Raw genomic sequence first — 17,359 nt, forward strand, 5'->3', positions numbered from 1 at the left:
AAAGGCCGGAACGAAGCCGCTACGGCCGGACCCTGCCCGGGATCATTACCCGGGCAGGGAGTTGATTAAGGCGTCAGTTCTCAGCCCAGCGTGCTACGAGTTCGTCATAATTGACGGTCTCGCCCTGTGGCTTCTCGTTGTCGAGCTTGGCCTTCGGCCCGTCAGCCTTGCCGAGCCATTCGGATGGATCGACCTCAGGGTTAAGACGCGGACCACAACCGCCATAGACGCCGGCGCTTTCATCGGCTGCCTGCATCCGGGCCATGGTGATGTCCATTTCCTCGGCCAGGCGGTCCATGGCTTCCTGCGGCGTAAAGGCGCCGGAGTTCACATCACCAATCTGCTGCCACCAGATCTGCGCTAGCTTCGGATAGTCGGGCACGTTGATGCCTGTCGGCGACCAGCGCACGCGGTCGGGCGAGCGGTAGAATTCCACAAGACCACCGAGTTTCGGTGCGCGTTCGGAGAAGCTCTCATGCCGCACGGTGGAGTCGCGGATGAAAGTCAGTCCCACGTGGGATTTCTTCACGTCGACCGTCTTCGACACCACGAACTGGGCATAGAGCCAAGCCGCCTTGGCGCGGTCTTCCGGCGTCGACTTGAGGAAGGTCCACGACCCCACGTCCTGGTAGCCGACCTTCTGACCTTCCTGCCAGTAGGGGCCATGTGGCGAGGGTGCCATCCGCCAGAGCGGCGTGCCTTCGTCGTCCACCGTATTGTTGCCTTCGGACTTCGGCTTCACCATGTCAGCGGTAAAGGCAGTGTACCAGAAGATCTGCTGGGCGACGTTGCCCTGCGACAGGGCCGGCAGCGACTGGTAGAAGTCGTAGGACGCCGCACCCGGAGGCGCGTACTTCCGCAGCCACTCATCCCACTTGGCGATCGCGTAGACCGCCGCCGGGCCGTTGGCTTCGCCGCCGCGGGAAACCGAGGCGCCGACCGGGTTGCAGGTACCCGCTTCCATGCGGATGCCCCATTCGTCGATCGGCACACCGTTCGGCTCGCCCTGCGTGCCCGCGCCGGCCATGGAAAGCCAGGCATCGGTCATCCGCCAGCCAAGGTCCGGGGCGCGTTTGCCATAGTCCATGTGGCCGTAGATGGCGACACCGTCGATTTCCTTCACGTCGTTGGTGAAGAACTCGGCGATGTCCTCGTAGGCCGACCAGTTGACCGGCACGCCGAGGTCGTAGCCGTACTTGGCCTTGAACGCCTCCTGCAGGTCGGCACGGTCGAACCAGTCCTTGCGGAACCAGTAGAGGTTCGCGAATTGCTGATCGGGCAGCTGATAGAGCTTGCCATCCGGGCCGGTGGTGAACTGACGGCCCATAAAGTCATCGAGGTCGAGACCCGGGTTCGTCACATCAGCCCAGCTGCCGGCCATCTGGTCGGTGAGATTATAGGCCAGCTGCAGCCGCGAATGCGTACCGATGAGGTCGGAGTCATTGACATAACCGTCATACAGGTTGCGCTGCGTCTGCATCTGCGTCTGCACCGCCTGCACCACCTCGCCTTCGCCGAGGATCTGGTGATTGACCTTGATCCCGGTGATTTCCTCGAAGGCCTTGGTCAGAACCTCCGATTCATAGGAATGGGTCGGAATACCTTCCGACAACACGTTGATTTCCATCCCCGCATAGGGTTCGGCAGCATTGATGAACCATTCCATCTCGGCCATCTGCTCTTCCTTCGAAAGCGCAGAGGGCTGGAATTCGCTGTCGATCCACTTCTGTGCGGCCGCGGCATCGGCAAAAGCCTGCCCGGCCCCCGCAATGACCGCAGATACGGCCACCGCGGAGAGAAGATACTTCCGCATCCTGTCTCCTCCCTGAGATTTGTTGGGCCAGCGGAAACTGGCCGATAGATATTCAAGCGAGATGTTAGCGTTTGTCAAACTAAAACTTTAGTAGAAATTAAATTAGGTGTAACATTATGTTATAATTACATTTAATTAAAAAAGCAGACTCCCACCCAAAGGTTCATCGGCACGTCGCGAATTTTCTGCCCCACAAAGCTCCGCCGTAAATCCCAGTTTGAATGAACAGACACGCCTCGGCCGATGACAAGCACAAACGTCGCGCGATCGTCAAAAACCTGCCCTGTTTCGGGCTCATAAAGGTCATGGCGGCATGCCCCAATAGCTTCGGGGGATTTTCACAAGCGGGGCCGCCAATGACCCATTCCGAAACTGACCGCGAACGCCGGGGTTCTGCATTCCTGACAGGGGCAAAGTCCCGTATCGGACGAATGATGGTCGTTGCGGCACTTGCCGGGATTGTCCCGGTATCATCGGACGCAACGCAGCCTCGCCCGGTGAACCACATGGTCGCCCGTAAGGCTATCGCAGCGCCCTCCGGCGCCAAGGCGCTGTGCGTGCAGCACAGCTGGGCCTGTGCCCGTGGTGGCGGCGCTCACCTTTCAGAACGCGCGGCAATGAAATTGGCCCACAAAGTAAACGTGAGCGTCAACAAGAAGGTCCGCCCGATTTCCGACCGCGCACAATACGGCGTCGACGAACGCTGGGACCTTCCGACCCGGCGCGGCGGCGATTGCGAGGATTTTGCGCTCCTGAAGAAGAAGCAACTCGTCGAAGCCGGCATTAGCCCCGAAACTCTGCTGATCGCAACCGTGCTCGACCGCAATCGCGGCGCGCATGCGGTGCTGGTGCTGAGGACATCTGGCGGAGATTACGTGCTCGACAATCTGGGAAACCGAATCAAGCCTTGGCGTGACACCGGTTACAGTTTCATCCGGATGCAGGATCCGAACCGCCCCGACCGCTGGGTGGCAGTTCTCGCGGGTGGTGTGTTTGACGCCTGACGTCTTGATCAGAAGCGATAAAGAAGAAAACCCGCATGCCTAGACATGCGGGTTTCTCTTTTCTTGAGCTTTTTCAGCGCGGCTGTCAGTTCACGCAAGGCAACACGATTGAACGGCTAACCTTTCATGGCGGTCAGCGCAGACGCCTGCCATGACCGACACCGGAATTACCCTGGCCACTGTGTTCTGAATTCTCGGCGTTATTGTTGTCGCCTGAATTGCCCGGAGCATCCTGATCACCATTCCCGTGACCGTTGTTTTCGTGCCCGCCGCCACCACCGGAACCTTCGCCACCGCCTGAGCCTTCACCACCGCCGGAGCCTTCGCCACCACCGGAGCCTTCGCCGCCGCCGGAGCCTTCACCGCCGCCGGAGCCTTCGCCGCCACCGGAGCCTTCGCCGCCACCGGAGCCTTCGCCGCCACCGGAGCCTTCACCGCCGCCGGAGCCTTCACCGCCGCCGGAGCCTTCGCCGCCGCCGGAGCCTTCGCCGCCACCGGAGCCTTCACCGCCGCCGGAGCCTTCGCCGCCGCCGGAGCCTTCGCCGCCACCGGAGCCTTCGCCGCCGCCGGAGCCTTCGCCACCACCGGAGCCTTCGCCGCCGCCGGACCCTTCACCGCCGCCGGAACCTTCGCCACCGCCGGACCCTTCGCCGCCGCCGGACCCTTCACCGCCGCCGGACCCTTCGCCGCCGCCAGTGCCGCCGTCACCGCCAGTGCCGCCGTCACCGGTATCGGCACCGCTCAGCCCAGGGATCGTGGCTGTTGCCGCATCTGCCAGCAGCGCCGCGATTTCCGGACAGTTTTCCAGCGCATATTCGAGGATTTCGGCATAGTTCGCGCTGTTACGAATGCGCTTCGCCTCCTCGGGCGACAGCGTCGCCCGGGCGCAGAGATCGGCCAGATAATCATTCATGGACACCTGAATGACCGGCGCAGACATGCCGCCGCCATATGCCATTCCGGATGCTGAAATCACAACAAGAGCTGCGTAACCCGCAGCCAGAACCAACGACCGGCGAACGCCGACGAACTCAAACATATCCCACTCCGTTTGCTGCTCACCACCGCGGCAGAAATTTCTCTGCCTTTATTTTGCCACGACTCCACCACATTCGCGCCAAAAGTCAAGAAAGTCCGGGGTGGATCGCGAATTGTTCGCCCATAGCTGATAATCCCGCAACTGTGTCGCGGTTTGTGGTGAAAAAACAGTTAACCGTTAAGGTGTTGTGCCGTCGCAATAAAACTCTGCCGCCCACAAAACGCGCAGCAATTCAAGCTTTGACCGAGTTCCGCGCAGCTTCACGCACGGCGTGTGATATAGCCCCAGACCTCGCCCATCACCCAGACCGTACTGAGGATCATTACGAATGGCAGCGCCTTGAGATATCTACGCCCACGGCCCTTCTTACGCTGCAAAAGCCCGTGCCGAAGCCATAAAAGAGGTGCGATCGCCGGGCTTGCCAGAATGTATTTTAGCCGCTGGCCGGGTGTGAACTGCATCGCACGAATTTTGCCGAAGAGACGCCCCCAGTGGAACCGCTCGATCAGAAGCGATCCAAGCCGTGCCTGCGCACGACCATGGAAGACCACAAGGTCCGACGAAAGGTAAAGCGCCTCGCCCCGGTCAAGGAAATAGGAATGGACGAGGGGCTCGTGGAACCGCTCGCTCCAGATCGGGCGGGTATCCTCCAGCGCCTTGCGCGAATAGCTGACATTGACGTCCGAAACCCAAGCAACCGGTCCGCTGTCGAACGGCCGTGCGTAGCGGCCGAAATCGGTGACATAGACCGCCCAGTTCAGAAGACCGACCGGTTCGCGGCACTCGATGGCGCCGCCGATGACGTTGTGGCCTAATTCCGCATGAAGCTGCATCAACCGGCGCGCCCAGTCCCGCCGCGGCCAGCCGCGCTCCTCCAGAATGCCAATGATATCGCCTGTTGCGGCCGCGAGGCCTGCGGCGCGCCGGCGGTCGTAAAGTTCGTGTTGTCCGGCCTCGGTTGTGATCGGGCGTTCAGGCACGATGGCGCCGATGTCGAGGAACCGAACGCCCGGAAACTCTTTCGCCATCGCGGCGATTTCGGCGATGCTCTGGTCGTAGGGTACGATCACCTCGACCGGCCCTTCATAGTCAAAATGCATCACCTCGCCCAGAAACCCGCGCAGCTGTTCGCCTGAATCAACGATGGTAACGATGAGCGAGAGTTTCCTGACGTCGGACACGGGGGGCGCTTCCTTTCAAGTCACTCGATCATTTTCCGCCGGCCAGTGATGGCAGCCTGACCGGCAATCCGGCACGCGAGCTTTCGGGCACCGCGACCGCTATCTCAACGGCGCGCAGTGCTGCATCAGCATCAGCGATGCGCAAACCCGTTCTGCCTTCGGTGAGGCCGATGAAATCCGCCAGTTCCTCCTGAAAGGACTGTACCGCCGTCGTCTTCCAGGATTTCAGCTTTTCCCGCACCTTGATGTCGAAATAGCGCTTGCGCAGGGTCCTTGCCTCACCTCCGGTCTCGTCCATGGTGATCAGCAGGTTCTCCATCGGCGCGTAGGCCCCCCGAACCATGCCCTTCGTGCCATAGACCTCAACCGCGCTCTGATAGCCTTTCCAGTCGTTCCAGGTCGCCTGATAGATCGCGGCGAGGCCAGAGGACGACTTGAAGATCGCCATTGCGTTGTCTTCCGATCCCGGCACCTGCCATACTTTCTCACTGGCGACGCCGTAGATCTCGACAATGTCGCCCATCAGGTAGTGGGCGATATCGGTCATGTGGATGCCGACATCCCAGAGCGCGCCGCCCCCTGACATGGGCGCACGGTATTCCCATTCATTGGCGAAGTTGGAGAGGCCCCCGTGCCCGCCATAGACGCGGATATGGTCGATCTCGCCAATGAGCCCCTGATCCAGAACATTCTTCACATAGGCGAACGCGGGGTAGTACCGCATGTTGAAGCCGGCACCGAGCGCGCGGCCTGCTTCCCTTGCCGCCGCATGGATGCGCCGGGCGCCCTCGACCGTATTCGACAGAGGCTTTTCCGTCAGGACATGCAGCCCCGCCTTGAAGGCAGCAAGGCAAATCGGTTCGCGCACATGGGCTGGGGTGGAGATCACCACGGCATCCATCGGAACCCCTAGAAATGAGTCGAGGTCAGTAAATACCTGCGCGCCATGGGCATGGGCACGGGCCTTTTCTTCGGTCACATCCATCACCGCAACCAGTTCGGTGTGCTTCTCGGCCAGGATCGTCGCAACCCGCATCTGGCCGATCTTACCGGCAGCCCCGATCACCCCAATCCGCATGTCCGATCCTTCCCGCGCCACCTTTGGCGCCGAATGTATTCCGTAGTTCAATGCGTTGCGGCTAGCATAGCGCCCGGATTCGGACCAGCCCGCGCAAGTTCGGTTGGTTCCAATGGGGCTGGGCTGTGGCTATTCTGCGCCCCAGTGGCCAAGTGGGTGACGGGATGGAAACAGACTTGAGGGGAAGCAGGGTCTTCGTCACCGGGGCGTCCGGCTTCATCGGGCGGCGTCTGGTGGCGGCACTGGTGAAAGCAGGGGCCGAGGTTTCGGTCCTGAGCCGGTCCCGCGCAGCGCTGCGAGGCCTGCCGCAAGGGGTAAAGGCACGGATCGGGTCGATATCGGACCGGGCGCTGGTGGAAACCGCGCTTCACGGGCAGGATGTGCTCTTCAACCTTGCCTACGACATTCGCGCCACTGCCGCAGAAAACCTGTCTGGCTTCGACAAGCTCATGGCGGCGGCTGAGGCCGCAGAAGTGGGGCGCATCGTCCACACGTCTTCCATTGTCGTTTATGATGCCTGGCCGGACCGCGATTGCACTGAGACGGGTTCGATGGATCGGCCCGGCGGTGGCCATTACCGTCAGGCGAAGATCGAGATGGAGAGGCGGCTCATGGCCGGTCGCCTGCCCGCCGCGATCCTGCAACCGACCATTGTCTGGGGACCGGGATCGTCTCTCTGGACCGACGGTTTTGCTCGCGCACTTCTGGCGGGCGGGGTAATCATTCCGGAGCCGGAAGGTCTCTGTAACGGGGTCTTTGTCGATGACGCTGTGCAAGCCTGCATCAAGGCGGCGGCTCTGCCGGATCTCCGTCACGAACGATTTGTCATTTCCGGGCCAGAGCCCTTCCCATGGTCGGCGCTCGTCGACGGCTATGCGGGCATTCTCAACACAGCGGGCGCAACCCGCGTACCGGTTGAAGAGATTGCCCGCAATCTCGGCCCGCGGCCGGATGACAGTACTGGCAACGGGCTTTCGCTTGCCGCCCGGATCAGTGCCGCAGGACGGCGCGCGCTTGGGCATCGCCGGTTCGAAGCGCTTGTAGGTTTCGTCAAGGCAAAACTCTCGAAGGGCGGCGCGCTCTATCCCGACCATCATCTTCTGGAGGAGTATTCCGGCAAGGGTATCTGCCACATTGAACTTGCCCGGAACCGGCTTGGTTATGAGCCCGAGTATGACCTCGAACACGGACTGAAGGCATCGGAAGACTACCTGCGGTCCTTCAAATCCTAAGCTCGCCCGGCGAGCCTGATATAGGTCTCCTCGAATTGACGGTGCACCCAGTCAGGATCGAACCGATCAAGTCGCGATTTCGTGAGAGCCGCCTTACCCATGTTTTTCCGAAGCATTTCATCCATCGCAATGCGTGCTACCGCATCGGCCGTGGCCTCGACATCACCGATGGGCACGACAGCGCCCACCTCGTCGTCGATCAGTTCCACCACGCCCGAACAAGCCGCCGCGATGGAGGGGATACCCGCCTGAAAAGCTTCGACGATGGTGAAGGGCAAGGCCTCCCATCGCGAGGTCAAAAGGAAGAGGTCGGAGGCGCGCAGGTAAAGATGCGGTCGGTTAACCCGCCCAAGAAAGCGCAAGTGCGCGTCAACTCCGCGCGCGCGCGCAAGGGCCTTGAGCCGCTCCTCATCCGGGCCGTCACCGGCCACGACAAAGCGAAGACCGGGATGATTCTTGATCAGCCGCGCCACCACGTCGATCAGAATATCCACGCCTTTTTGGTGCACGAGCCGCGCGACGGTGATGATCAGCACCTCGCCATCCCCAAGCAATTCCTTCCGCAGCGATGCGATCTCTTCCGCGCTGTCATAAGGGGCCGGTGCCACGCCAAGGCCAATTACCTTCAGCTTATCGTCCGGCACGCCACCGATCCGCGCGAGGTCTGATGCCGACGCATGGGACGGTGTAATTACAAGATCGGTCTTTGCCGCGATCCCGCCAAAGGAGGCGATCCGCTCTGGCTCGGACCCATGATAGGTGACGGCAAGCGGGATGCCCGTGCCGATCCGCGCCAGATTGGCGACAAGGGCGGGGGCCGATTCATGGGCGTGGATCAGGTCGACCCGGTTGGCCTTCAGCCAGCGGCGCAGCGCACGCGCTCCGCGCACCACCTGCAAAAGCCGCATCGGCAGGCCACCGCCGCCATCAGCCGAGACGAATTTGGTCGGTAGATCGAGAAAATCGGGCTCGGTCTCGGGTCCCGCCCAGGCGGCCGGCGTGCCACCCAGAGTCACCCTATGACCATGCCCCCGCATCCAGTCGCGCAGGCACAAAACGTGGCGCGTAATGCCGCCGACACCAAATTGTGTCTGAAGTTCCAGTATGTGAAGCCTGACCACGGCCGGTTCGTCCTGCGTCATGTCCCTGAATGCAACTTGCGACTATAGACTCTTTCCATAGCGTAACTGCATCCCCGTGACATCCCCAACAAACCTTAGGCTCCTGATCCTGATCCGATCGGTGATGGAAAAGAAACGAAGTGGCCGATTTGCCATCTTTGCGGTCCGCTCAGCCTCGCGGCCGTCAGAAGTCAGGGAAGCGGTTGGGCAAAGATGTTATTTCGCTTATGGAAGGTGCCAACGGGCACGGAGGATCGGGCATGCATGTCGGCATAGACGCCACATCATGGGACAATGAACGCGGTTTCGGCCGTTTCACCCGCAGCCTTGTTTCGGCACTTGCTGCCCGAGATAACGGGTTCCGCTATACGCTCTTGTTCGACCGAGCACCTGAACGCCCCGTCCCGGAGGGCGTTGAAGTCACAATCGCAGGAGCGCGGCGATCCATGTCCGAGGCATCTTCGGGTACGAAGGCGCGGGGCGGCGCTGACATGTTTACCCTGTCACGCGCAGCAAAGGAGCTCGGCGCTGATCTCTTCTTCTTCCCCGCGCATTACTCGTTCTATCCGATCTTCAGCCGGGTGCCGAAACTCGTCTGCATCCACGACACGATCCCGGAACGCTTCCCCGACCTTATCTTTCCAACGAAGCGCAATTTCATGCTGTGGCAGGTAAAAACTCGGCTCGCGCTCTTTCAGGCGCGACGGGTTCTGACCGTGTCGGACGCGTCGGCCAACGATATCTCTAATATCTTGAAAGTCCCGCGCGACCGCATCGATGTCACGACAGAGGGACCATTCGAGGCGTTCGGCCTGATCGAGGATGAGGCCCGGATCGCCGCCACACGCGCGCGTCACGACATTGCCGATGGCGACAGGCTGCTGGTCTATGTCGGCGGTTTCAACCGCCACAAGAACGTGCTGCGCCTGATCGAAGCGATGCCCGAGATTCTCGCCGCCTGCCCCGAGGCACGGCTGGCCATCGTCGGGCGCATCACAGGTGACCGGTTCTGGGACAATGTGGAGGAACTGACAGCAGGCGCCGCGCGCGATGCCCGCGCTTCGGGCCGGATCAGCTTCACCGGCGAAATCGACGACGGTGAGCTGGCGGAGCTGCTGGCGGGAGCGGAGGCGCTTGTGCTGCCCTCGCTTTGGGAAGGGTTCGGCCTGCCGGCGGTCGAGGCGATGGCCTGCGGCACACCGGTTCTGGCATCCGATCGCGGCAGCCTGCCCGAGGTGGTGGGCGATGGAGGTCTCCTGTTCGACCCCCGACAAACAGAGGACATCGCGCAATCCGCGATCCGGCTTCTGTCAGAGCCTGAACTGCAGTCGGAGCTGCGCCGCAACGCCCTTGCACGGGCAAAAATGTTCACATGGGACCGTTCGGCCGAACTGGTCGAAAGCGCATTCCGCCGCACGGTCTCGCCGACGTGACCGTTCATGAGAAACGGACATCAGCCATAAAAAGGGTTTCCTCGGCTCGGCGCTCAGGCGGCGGCCTCTTTGGCCAGCTTGCGGATGCGGCCTATCATTGCCTTCAGACCGTTCGACCGCTGCGAAGAAAGATGATCATCAAGTCCGAGCCGTCCCAGCTCGGCCCCGGCATCGACCTTGAGAACCTCTGCCACGGTTAAGCCAGAGTAGAGCGCGTGGAGGATGGCGATAAGGCCGCGCACGATCATCGCGTCACTGTCGCCCTGAAAATCGAACCGCGCCCCGGCGCCTGTGCCGTCAATCCGCGGCAGGAACCAGACCTGGCTGGCGCATCCTTCCACCTTGGTTGCAGGCACCTGAAAGGCCGGGTCAAGCGGAGCCATCGCTTTTCCCATCTCGATCACATGCCGATACCGCTCCTCCCAGTCGTCGAGGAACTCAAAGGTCTCGGCAATATCCTCGAAGGCTTCGGTTGCCATGATGATCTCCGTTGCAGCAATCATTGACCTAGTTGCAAAGCCTCGCGGCGTCCAGTCATCGGGGACCCTTTTCACAACCGTCCGAATGGGCTAGGCAGAACGCGGAGCTGGAAGGGAGCCGCCACGCATGAGATTGCCTGTCACCGGTCTGCTGATCCTTGCGCTGACGCTCGGCGCCTGCGGCAAGGTCCGCGAAAGCCGCCTTAACCCTTTCAACTGGTTCGGCCGATCGGAGACTGTCGTGGTCGCGACCGAGGGTGTCGTGCCCGGCCGCCCCGACGATCCGCGTGTGCTTGTGGCTGACGTGACCGATATGGAAGTCGCGCGCCAACCGGGCGGGGCGATCATTCGCGCCTCAGGCCTGCCGCCAACGCAAGGCTGGTGGGATACGGCGCTGGTGCCGGAAAATGATGGCGTTCCGGTCGACGGCGTCCTGACCTATCGCTTTGTTCTTGCCGAGCCTCTGGGCACCAAACCCGTCTCAACCCGCCAATCGCGGGAACTGACGGCCGCGACCTATATCTCGGATATCAAACTCGCCGGGGTTAGCCAGATCGTGGTGGTCGGCGCTCAGAATAGCCGTGCAAGCCGCCGCTGAGGCGCCACTTCGGAATTACACCTCAGACCGGAACAACCCGTACCGCGCCACCCTTGGCCGAAAGCGCAATCTCGCCCTTGCAGAGCCGCATCGCGTCATTGCCGAAGACTTCGCCGCGCCAGCCCTTGAGGGCCGCAACAGACTTCTCGCCCGCAGCCAGCGCGTCCAGATCTCCTGACGACGCGATCAGCTTGGGTGCGACACCCGCAGATTCGGACTTGGCCTTCAGAAGCACGCGCAGCAGGTCAGCAAGCGCGGTGTTGACCTGCAACTGATCACGGCTGGTATCGGGCTTGGGATAATTCTCGGGCTTGACCGCGAGACCCGCCTTCACTGCCGCAATGATCCCCTCGGCGATGTCAGGCCGCCGCCCTTCGCGCAAGAGAAGCCGCGACCGGCCAAGCTCTTCGACCGTGGTGGGTTTGGTCGAGGCCAGTTCCAGAAGCGCATCGTCCTTGAAAACCCGGCTGCGCGGCACGTTTCGGGTCTGCGCATAGCTTTCACGGAACTCAGCGAGTTCGCGGACGATCGCGAGGAACTTGCCCGAATTGGTCCGCGTCTTGACCCGCATCCAGGCCTCTTCGGGCCGGTTGGTATAGGTTTCGGGATCGAGAAGCACCGCTTCTTCCTCCTCCACCCAGAGCTGGCGCCCGGTGCGCTTCAGTTCCTTGTCGAGGAATTCGTAGATCACCCTTAGATGGGTGACATCGGCAATCGCATAGGTCTTCTGCGCTTCGGACAGCGGGCGGCGCGACCAGTCGGTGAAGCGCGAGGTCTTGTCGAGCGATTGCTTGGCGATCTTGCGAACGAGGGTTTCATAGCCGACCTGATCGCCGAAGCCGCAGACCATGGCGGCGATCTGCGTGTCGAAGAGCGGCTCGGGAAAGACATTTCCCTCGACGAAGAAGATCTCCAGATCCTGCCTTGCGGCATGAAAGACCTTTACGGTGCCTTTGTGACGAAAGAGGTCGTAGAGCGGTTCCAGCGACAGCCCGTTTGACAGCGGATCGACCAGCACCGCCTCGCCGTGTTCGCCGGGCAGCGCAAGCTGCACGAGGCACAGCTTTGAGTAGTACGTCCGTTCGCGGAGGAATTCGGTATCGACGGTGACATATGCCTCCGCCTTGGCTTTGTCACAGAACCGGGCGAGGTCTTCCGTCGTCGTTATCGTATACATCAACTGTCCGTTCAGGCGCGGGGTCATCCCGCAGGTTCAGCCGTCTTATGTCAAGCGGACGCGATTGGAAAGGCCGGGGAAATTTCATGCCGGAGTGGTGCATTTCCGCCATGAACAGGGTCTTAAGAATCCGCCTCAAATGCCCCACAACTACAGGTAGATCGAATCCGGAAATCCAGTCTATCCCGGTGGCACCACAACAAAGGAGGCCACCTGTGGAACAATCGAAAATCCTGTCCGCCAATTCGACCATCGCCGCCTATGGTTTTGCTTCGGCGGCCTTTGCGAATGCCTATATCCGCATGGATGGGCAGGGTGTGACCAAAAACACGTCTCCCGGCGGCGGTGTCGTCAATGCCCAGATCGGCATGGGCCCGTGGGAGCAGTATTCGCTGGTGCCGCAGACAAACGGCACCTTTGGTCTTGTCTCGCGCCAGTGGACTAATGTGGCCGTGCGGATGGGTGACGCGATGATCGCGCAGGGCCAGCGTCAGGTGAACTGCCAGTTCGGCGTCGGACCTTATGAGACCTACAGATTGCTGGTGACGGGACCGAACCTTTTCACCTTCGAATCGACCGCCCATGCAGGCTGGTACCTTGCACTGGATACGCTTGGCCAGACCAAGCCGAACGGCGCGGGGGTCGGCAAGGTCTATGGCACTCAGACGCTCGACGCCAAGGCGCAGTTCCAGTTCATTCCCGGCACCTAATTGAGAAGAATGGGCGTCCGGTCTCCGGCCGCAAAACGGGCCAGAACCGCCGGGTAAAGCCGATGCTCTTGCTTCAAGACCCGGGCGGCCAGCGTTTCGGCCGTGTCGCCCGGCTGGACGGGGACACGCGCCTGACCAAGGATCGGCCCGTCATCCAGAACCGGCGTCACTTCATGCACGGTGCAGCCCGCCTCCGTGTCGCCCGCATCGAGCGCGCGCTGATGAGTGTGAAGGCCGGGATATTTCGGCAGGAGAGAGGGGTGGATGTTCAGCATCCGCCCCTCGAATTTCTGGACGAAAGCCGGTGTCAGAACCCGCATGAATCCGGCAAGGCACAGGATGTCGGGTTTGGCGGCAAGGATCGGTTTCAGAAGCTCCGCCTCGAAAGCCACCCGGTCCGATCCGAAGGGCCGGTGATCGACTGCGGCGGTCGGGATGCCCATCGCAGCGGCCTTCTGCAGACCACCCGCTTCGGGGTCATTCGAAGCAACCAGCACCGGCCGCGCCGGATGATCACCCACCATGCTTTTGACCAGCGCCACCATGTTGGAGCCGCCGCCTGAAATCAGGATCGCAACACGTTTCAAAGCAGGCGGCCCTTATAGGCGACCCCCTGCCCCTTCGTCACCTGACCGAGCTTGTGCACCGTCTCGCCCTCCGCCTCCAGGAGCAGCCGGAGATCATCCGCCCGGTCGGCCGCGACCACAACGATCATGCCGATGCCCGAGTTGAACGTCTTGAGAAGTTCCTTCTCCACCATCCCGGCCGTCTCGGCCAGCCAGCGGAAAACCGGCGGCAAGTCCCAGGCGCCGAGGTCGATCTCGGCCCCGAGCCCTTCGGGCAGGACACGGGGCAGGTTCTCGGTCAGCCCGCCACCGGTGATATGGGCGAGCGCGTGAACGCCACCCGCACGAACGGCGGTCAGCGCCTGTTTCACGTAAAGTCGCGTCGGAGCCAGCAATTCCTCGCCCAACGTCGCAGAGCCAAAGGGCGCTTTCGCGTCCCAGCCGAGCCCCGACATCTCCACCACTTTGCGCACGAAGGAATAGCCGTTTGAATGAACCCCGTTCGAGGTGAGGCCGAGCAGAACATCGCCCTCCTCCACGCCTGCCGGCAGGTCCTGCCCGCGCTCCATGGCGCCGACGGCGAAGCCTGCAAGGTCGAAATCGCCTGCATGATACATGCCGGGCATCTCGGCCGTCTCGCCGCCGATCAGCGCGCAACCAGACTGAGCGCACCCCTCAGCAATGCCTTCGATGATGCGGGCCGCCTGATCGACGTCCAGTTTTCCGGTCGCAAAGTAGTCGAGGAAGAACAGGGGCTCCGCCCCCTGACAGACCAGATCGTTGACGCACATCGCCACGAGGTCGATGCCGATTGTGTCGACATTGCCAGTATCAATTGCGATGCGAAGCTTTGTGCCCACCCCGTCAGTCGCCGCCACCAGAACCGGATCGCTGTACCCTGCCCCCTTCAGGTCGAACAGTGCTCCGAACCCGCCAAGGCCGGACATCGTGCCGGGCCGCTGAGTGCGTTTAGCCGCCGGCTTGATCCGTTCCACCAGCGCATTACCCGCGTCGATGTCAACGCCTGCGTCAGCATAGGTCAGGCCGTTCTTGATCGTCATCTGGGGTCCCCCTTGGCACGTCGCGCCCCCCGATAGACCAATGCGCGACGACTGTCTACGCCCCGCACTTGACGCCCCCCCGCCGGCCCCCTAATCAGTCTCAGGCCGGGCCTGTAGCTCAATTGGTTAGAGCAGGGCGCTCATAACGCCTTGGTTGGGGGTTCGAGTCCCTCCGGGCCTACCACATGCACTGAAAATAAAGGGTTATCCTCTCCTTGTAACGGAGAAAGATACCGATGACCCTTACAATTCTACCTCACGGCTTGTTTAAGCGCGGCGGGAATTACGCTGTGCGATTCTCGGTGCCAACTCAGGTTCAACCTGTAGTCGGACGAAAAGAAATCGTGAGAACCCTAGGAACCTCAAGCCTTGTCGAAGCACTCGCAAAGCGCAACGAAGTCCTAGCTGAAATCAAAGCCTCGCTCTTTGAGGCTCACGACACAAAGGACAGAAAACGCCTTCCAGCCACCAAGAGTGCGAGCGAGCAAGACTTGACCATCAGAGCCGCAGCCCACCGATGGCTGACCGAGAGTGACGGGATAAGCGGAACGACAAGACAGAAATACCGGATGATCTTGGAAGCCTTCGAAGCGTTCTCGGGCAACTGTGAGGTTACCGCGATCAACCGTGACCTAGCCTTGCGGTTCATGGATCATCTGAAAGGCACACCCTCAGTACGCACTGGGGAACCTAGGTCACACAGGACACTTGGGGCATACCAAATCTGCCTCGCTTCCTTCTGGTCAGTCTGTGACCACTGGGGTTTGGTCAATGGAGATATGCGAAACCCGTTCTCGTCCCTACTCAAGAGGGTAGCAGGGCAGAGGAAGAAGGTAGACCTTCGGGCCAAGTCCCTACGACCTGTCAGGCGGGAAGAAGCGCAAGCCTTGCTTGGCTCCATCGCTGGCAATCCCTCGCTCAAATACTATCGGGAAATGATCGTCGTCGTAAGGCTTCTTTGGGTGACCTCATGCCGCCTTAACGAAATCGCTGCGCTCCGCCTTGAGGACATTAAAGACAATGGTGACCACTTCGCCTTGCAGATCACCAAGGCCAAGACCGAGGCAGGGAACCGGGTGGTCATGGTGGTCGGAGAGGACGACTGTAGGTTGCTTAGGGACACCGTGAGGCTGGCCAAGATCACTGAGCCGGTGCAGCCTGAGAATGATGGCCTGTTGTTCCCTAGGTTGCTCCGAGGGGGATACGACAAGAAACCCGGCCACTACCTCGGCAAAGCCTTGGAGAAGGCGAGGAAGGCGCTTCCCGGCCATGATGGATCATGGGACATGCACTCTTTCAGACGGACTGGCGTATCGGCCTTAGTCAACGCAGGGGTAGCTAGGGAAGCCCGTAACCTTGTCGTCGGTCATTCAAACAAGGACGACATAGGCGTGTCGGTCTATGCCAAGAGGGGCGATCTTAGCGAGGTCATCAAGACGACCTTTGAGGCGCTCTATGGTGAACTTGGGGGAAGCCTGACGACCCCTTTCAGCCGCGAGGCGCTCAGCCTCACCCACCCAAACCAGTAACGATCAACCAATACCGTTCAGCCGCAAGGCGCTCAATACATCGGAGAAGATTAGAATGATTAGTGTCGGAAACCTGTCAGTGGCCCAAGCCATCCATGAGCGTATCTGCTTGCTCTATGCCAAGCTGGAAGGTGCGCCCGAAGTGGCCTTGAGGCTGGCTGAGTTCGACCTTGAGACAGGATGGGGGTTGAACCATAGGGACGACCGAGAGTCTCTGCACAGGCGGCTTGTGGACGCTCTGTGTGCCTATGAGGAAGTTACCGGGGGACAGGTGCATCCGGCGAACGGGTGGTTGCTGGAAATCGCGGTGTAGGGCGCGAGGGGCTTTAGGTTGACCCTAGGGGGCTGGCGGCGACGCTGGCCCTCATTCGTTTTAAGCCGCCGTAGACCTGCCGTGCATCGTTCCGAGAGTTAGAACGTCGAGACTTTCCTAGGGGCACTCCGAATGCCCAAGGAATGATGCGATCTCCGGGGATGCGGTGGCGAGTATCTTCGGGACGCGGCGCGAAATAGAGGTGGGCATTTTTCGCCTTTAAACAAATCAATCTCGACAGAACCTTACTCATCGCATTGCGAGGCGCAATGGGGCCGATCAACCTTTGGCGCAATAGATTGCGGCATGGCGTTCGTGGCGACCGCTGACGGGCTGAACCGCTGGATCACCACTAAAGATGCGCGACTTGCCGACATAATGGGCATGTCGTGATCCACAACATGCCCTTGCCCACATCACCGTGGTATGGTCTTTGGCTCGTCGCTTCGACTAAGTACACCGGCAATCATCGTTAGCGCCCTGTCCCTGTATCGGTAGGCGCTGGCCCGGGGTATCCCCCGGGCCTCAAGCGCCCGGCGGAAATCGCGCTTGTGGGCCTTGCAGCCGAGCCAGATCGCCAGCACCCGCCGCAACTCGGGATCAGGGACGTAAAGGGTCAGCCACGTCAATGCTCGCTCATGGCCGCTGATCTGGCGGGGCGTCGGCGGCAGTTCAATCTCGCGATCCGGCTCGGGACCGTCGGCCCTTTCGATCAGGCCCCAACCCGCCTCCGCGTGGGCGGCCTCGTCGGCCAAAAATGCCCGGCTGACGCGGCTCGATACCATGCCCCGGCCCATCGCCCGAGGGGCGTAGCGGCGGAGCCAGCGCAGGGCTTCGACCATCCGGTCAATCACGTCGTCATGGCTCCAAGACGCCACGCCGCGCCCCGTTGGAGGCGTCTGGCGCCGCCCCCTGCCCGGTGCCGTCGCATATCCCGCCAAGGTGATCTTCGCCGCCGTCCGGCGGCCCTGCGCGCTGCCCGTCGTCATCCCCCGCCCCATGCCGATTACCTGCGCCCGCAAGGT

Annotated in this window: 17 protein-coding genes and 1 tRNA gene; 8 read left to right on the forward strand and 10 right to left on the reverse strand. The window is 61.3% G+C overall.

The genetic code is table 11. The features are described from left to right. Positions 1-73: 73 nt before the first annotated feature. Positions 74-1,813 (reverse strand): ABC transporter substrate-binding protein, encoded by a 1,740-nt coding sequence (locus tag OEZ71_RS13395; protein ID WP_263740488.1) that lies wholly within the window; start codon positions 1,811-1,813, stop codon positions 74-76. A 356-nt stretch (positions 1,814-2,169) separates the two neighbouring features. On the opposite strand from OEZ71_RS13395, the gene OEZ71_RS13400 reads away from it, so the two are divergent. Beyond that, positions 2,170-2,817, forward strand: coding sequence for a transglutaminase-like cysteine peptidase (locus OEZ71_RS13400; RefSeq protein ID WP_263740490.1), 648 nt, complete (start codon positions 2,170-2,172; stop codon positions 2,815-2,817). 133 nt (positions 2,818-2,950) lie between these two features. Here OEZ71_RS13400 and OEZ71_RS13405 read toward each other — a convergent pair whose 3' ends face one another. The 3 genes from OEZ71_RS13405 to OEZ71_RS13415 form a co-directional block, all read right to left on the reverse strand. Beyond that, complete coding sequence (locus OEZ71_RS13405; protein WP_263740492.1) at positions 2,951-3,856, reverse strand: hypothetical protein; 906 nt, start codon at positions 3,854-3,856, stop codon at positions 2,951-2,953. Positions 3,857-4,116: 260 nt separating this feature from the next. Next, positions 4,117-5,037 carry a hypothetical protein gene (locus OEZ71_RS13410; protein WP_263740493.1) on the reverse strand — a complete coding sequence of 307 codons (921 nt, stop codon included), beginning with the start codon at positions 5,035-5,037 and terminating at the stop codon, positions 4,117-4,119. 28 nt (positions 5,038-5,065) lie between these two features. Then, on the reverse strand, positions 5,066-6,115 hold the full coding sequence (locus OEZ71_RS13415) for a Gfo/Idh/MocA family protein (protein ID WP_263740494.1): 1,050 nt from the start codon (positions 6,113-6,115) through the stop codon (positions 5,066-5,068). A gap of 164 nt (positions 6,116-6,279) precedes the next feature. Here OEZ71_RS13415 and OEZ71_RS13420 point away from each other — a divergent pair, with 164 nt between their 5' ends. Next, entirely contained in the window at positions 6,280-7,347 is a 1,068-nt protein-coding gene (locus OEZ71_RS13420; protein ID WP_263740495.1) for an NAD-dependent epimerase/dehydratase family protein, read from the forward strand. On the opposite strand, the gene OEZ71_RS13425 is transcribed toward OEZ71_RS13420, so the two are convergent. After that, positions 7,344-8,489: a glycosyltransferase family 4 protein gene (locus OEZ71_RS13425; protein ID WP_263740496.1), complete on the reverse strand. Its 1,146-nt coding sequence runs from the start codon at positions 8,487-8,489 to the stop codon at positions 7,344-7,346. The genes OEZ71_RS13420 and OEZ71_RS13425 overlap by 4 nt on opposite strands. A gap of 239 nt (positions 8,490-8,728) precedes the next feature. On the opposite strand from OEZ71_RS13425, the gene OEZ71_RS13430 reads away from it, so the two are divergent. Next, positions 8,729-9,901, forward strand: a complete 1,173-nt coding sequence (locus tag OEZ71_RS13430; RefSeq protein ID WP_263740497.1) for a glycosyltransferase family 4 protein — start codon at positions 8,729-8,731, stop codon at positions 9,899-9,901. Positions 9,902-9,954: 53 nt separating this feature from the next. Here the strand turns inward: OEZ71_RS13430 and OEZ71_RS13435 are convergent, their stop codons facing one another. Continuing rightward, the gene (locus tag OEZ71_RS13435; protein ID WP_263740498.1) at positions 9,955-10,380 is read right to left on the reverse strand and encodes a SufE family protein; all 426 of its coding nucleotides are present in this window, start codon (positions 10,378-10,380) and stop codon (positions 9,955-9,957) included. Between the two features lie 127 nt (positions 10,381-10,507). Between OEZ71_RS13435 and OEZ71_RS13440 the strand changes: the two genes are divergently transcribed. Next, positions 10,508-10,978, forward strand: coding sequence for a hypothetical protein (locus OEZ71_RS13440; protein ID WP_263740499.1), 471 nt, complete (start codon positions 10,508-10,510; stop codon positions 10,976-10,978). 22 nt (positions 10,979-11,000) lie between these two features. On the opposite strand, the gene rnd is transcribed toward OEZ71_RS13440, so the two are convergent. After that, on the reverse strand, positions 11,001-12,155 hold the full coding sequence (gene rnd, locus OEZ71_RS13445) for a ribonuclease D (RefSeq protein WP_263740500.1): 1,155 nt from the start codon (positions 12,153-12,155) through the stop codon (positions 11,001-11,003). A 215-nt stretch (positions 12,156-12,370) separates the two neighbouring features. On the opposite strand from rnd, the gene OEZ71_RS13450 reads away from it, so the two are divergent. After that, positions 12,371-12,865 carry a hypothetical protein gene (locus tag OEZ71_RS13450; protein ID WP_263740501.1) on the forward strand — a complete coding sequence of 165 codons (495 nt, stop codon included), beginning with the start codon at positions 12,371-12,373 and terminating at the stop codon, positions 12,863-12,865. Here OEZ71_RS13450 and purN read toward each other — a convergent pair. Then, positions 12,862-13,452: a phosphoribosylglycinamide formyltransferase gene (purN, locus tag OEZ71_RS13455; RefSeq protein ID WP_263740502.1), complete on the reverse strand. Its 591-nt coding sequence runs from the start codon at positions 13,450-13,452 to the stop codon at positions 12,862-12,864. The two genes, OEZ71_RS13450 and purN, sit on opposite strands and share 4 nt — an antisense overlap. Next, positions 13,449-14,492, reverse strand: a complete 1,044-nt coding sequence (gene purM, locus OEZ71_RS13460; RefSeq protein ID WP_263740503.1) for a phosphoribosylformylglycinamidine cyclo-ligase — start codon at positions 14,490-14,492, stop codon at positions 13,449-13,451. The genes purN and purM overlap by 4 nt, the downstream gene beginning before the upstream one ends. A gap of 107 nt (positions 14,493-14,599) precedes the next feature. Here purM and OEZ71_RS13465 point away from each other — a divergent pair. From OEZ71_RS13465 to OEZ71_RS13475, 3 genes are all read left to right on the forward strand, one after another. After that, a tRNA-Ile gene (locus OEZ71_RS13465) sits at positions 14,600-14,676 on the forward strand. A gap of 52 nt (positions 14,677-14,728) precedes the next feature. Further along, positions 14,729-16,021, forward strand: coding sequence for a DUF6538 domain-containing protein (locus tag OEZ71_RS13470; RefSeq protein ID WP_263740504.1), 1,293 nt, complete (start codon positions 14,729-14,731; stop codon positions 16,019-16,021). Between the two features lie 55 nt (positions 16,022-16,076). Continuing rightward, entirely contained in the window at positions 16,077-16,334 is a 258-nt protein-coding gene (locus tag OEZ71_RS13475) for a hypothetical protein (protein WP_263740505.1), read from the forward strand. 416 nt (positions 16,335-16,750) lie between these two features. On the opposite strand, the gene OEZ71_RS13480 is transcribed toward OEZ71_RS13475, so the two are convergent. Then, a complete protein-coding gene (locus OEZ71_RS13480; RefSeq protein WP_263740506.1) occupies positions 16,751-17,323 on the reverse strand; it encodes a hypothetical protein in 573 nt (190 codons plus the stop codon). Between the last annotated feature and the right edge of the window lie 36 nt (positions 17,324-17,359).

Origin of the sequence: Albidovulum litorale, from assembly GCF_025751495.1 — a bacterium.
Classification (GTDB): Bacteria; Pseudomonadota; Alphaproteobacteria; order Rhodobacterales; family Rhodobacteraceae; genus Albidovulum; species Albidovulum litorale.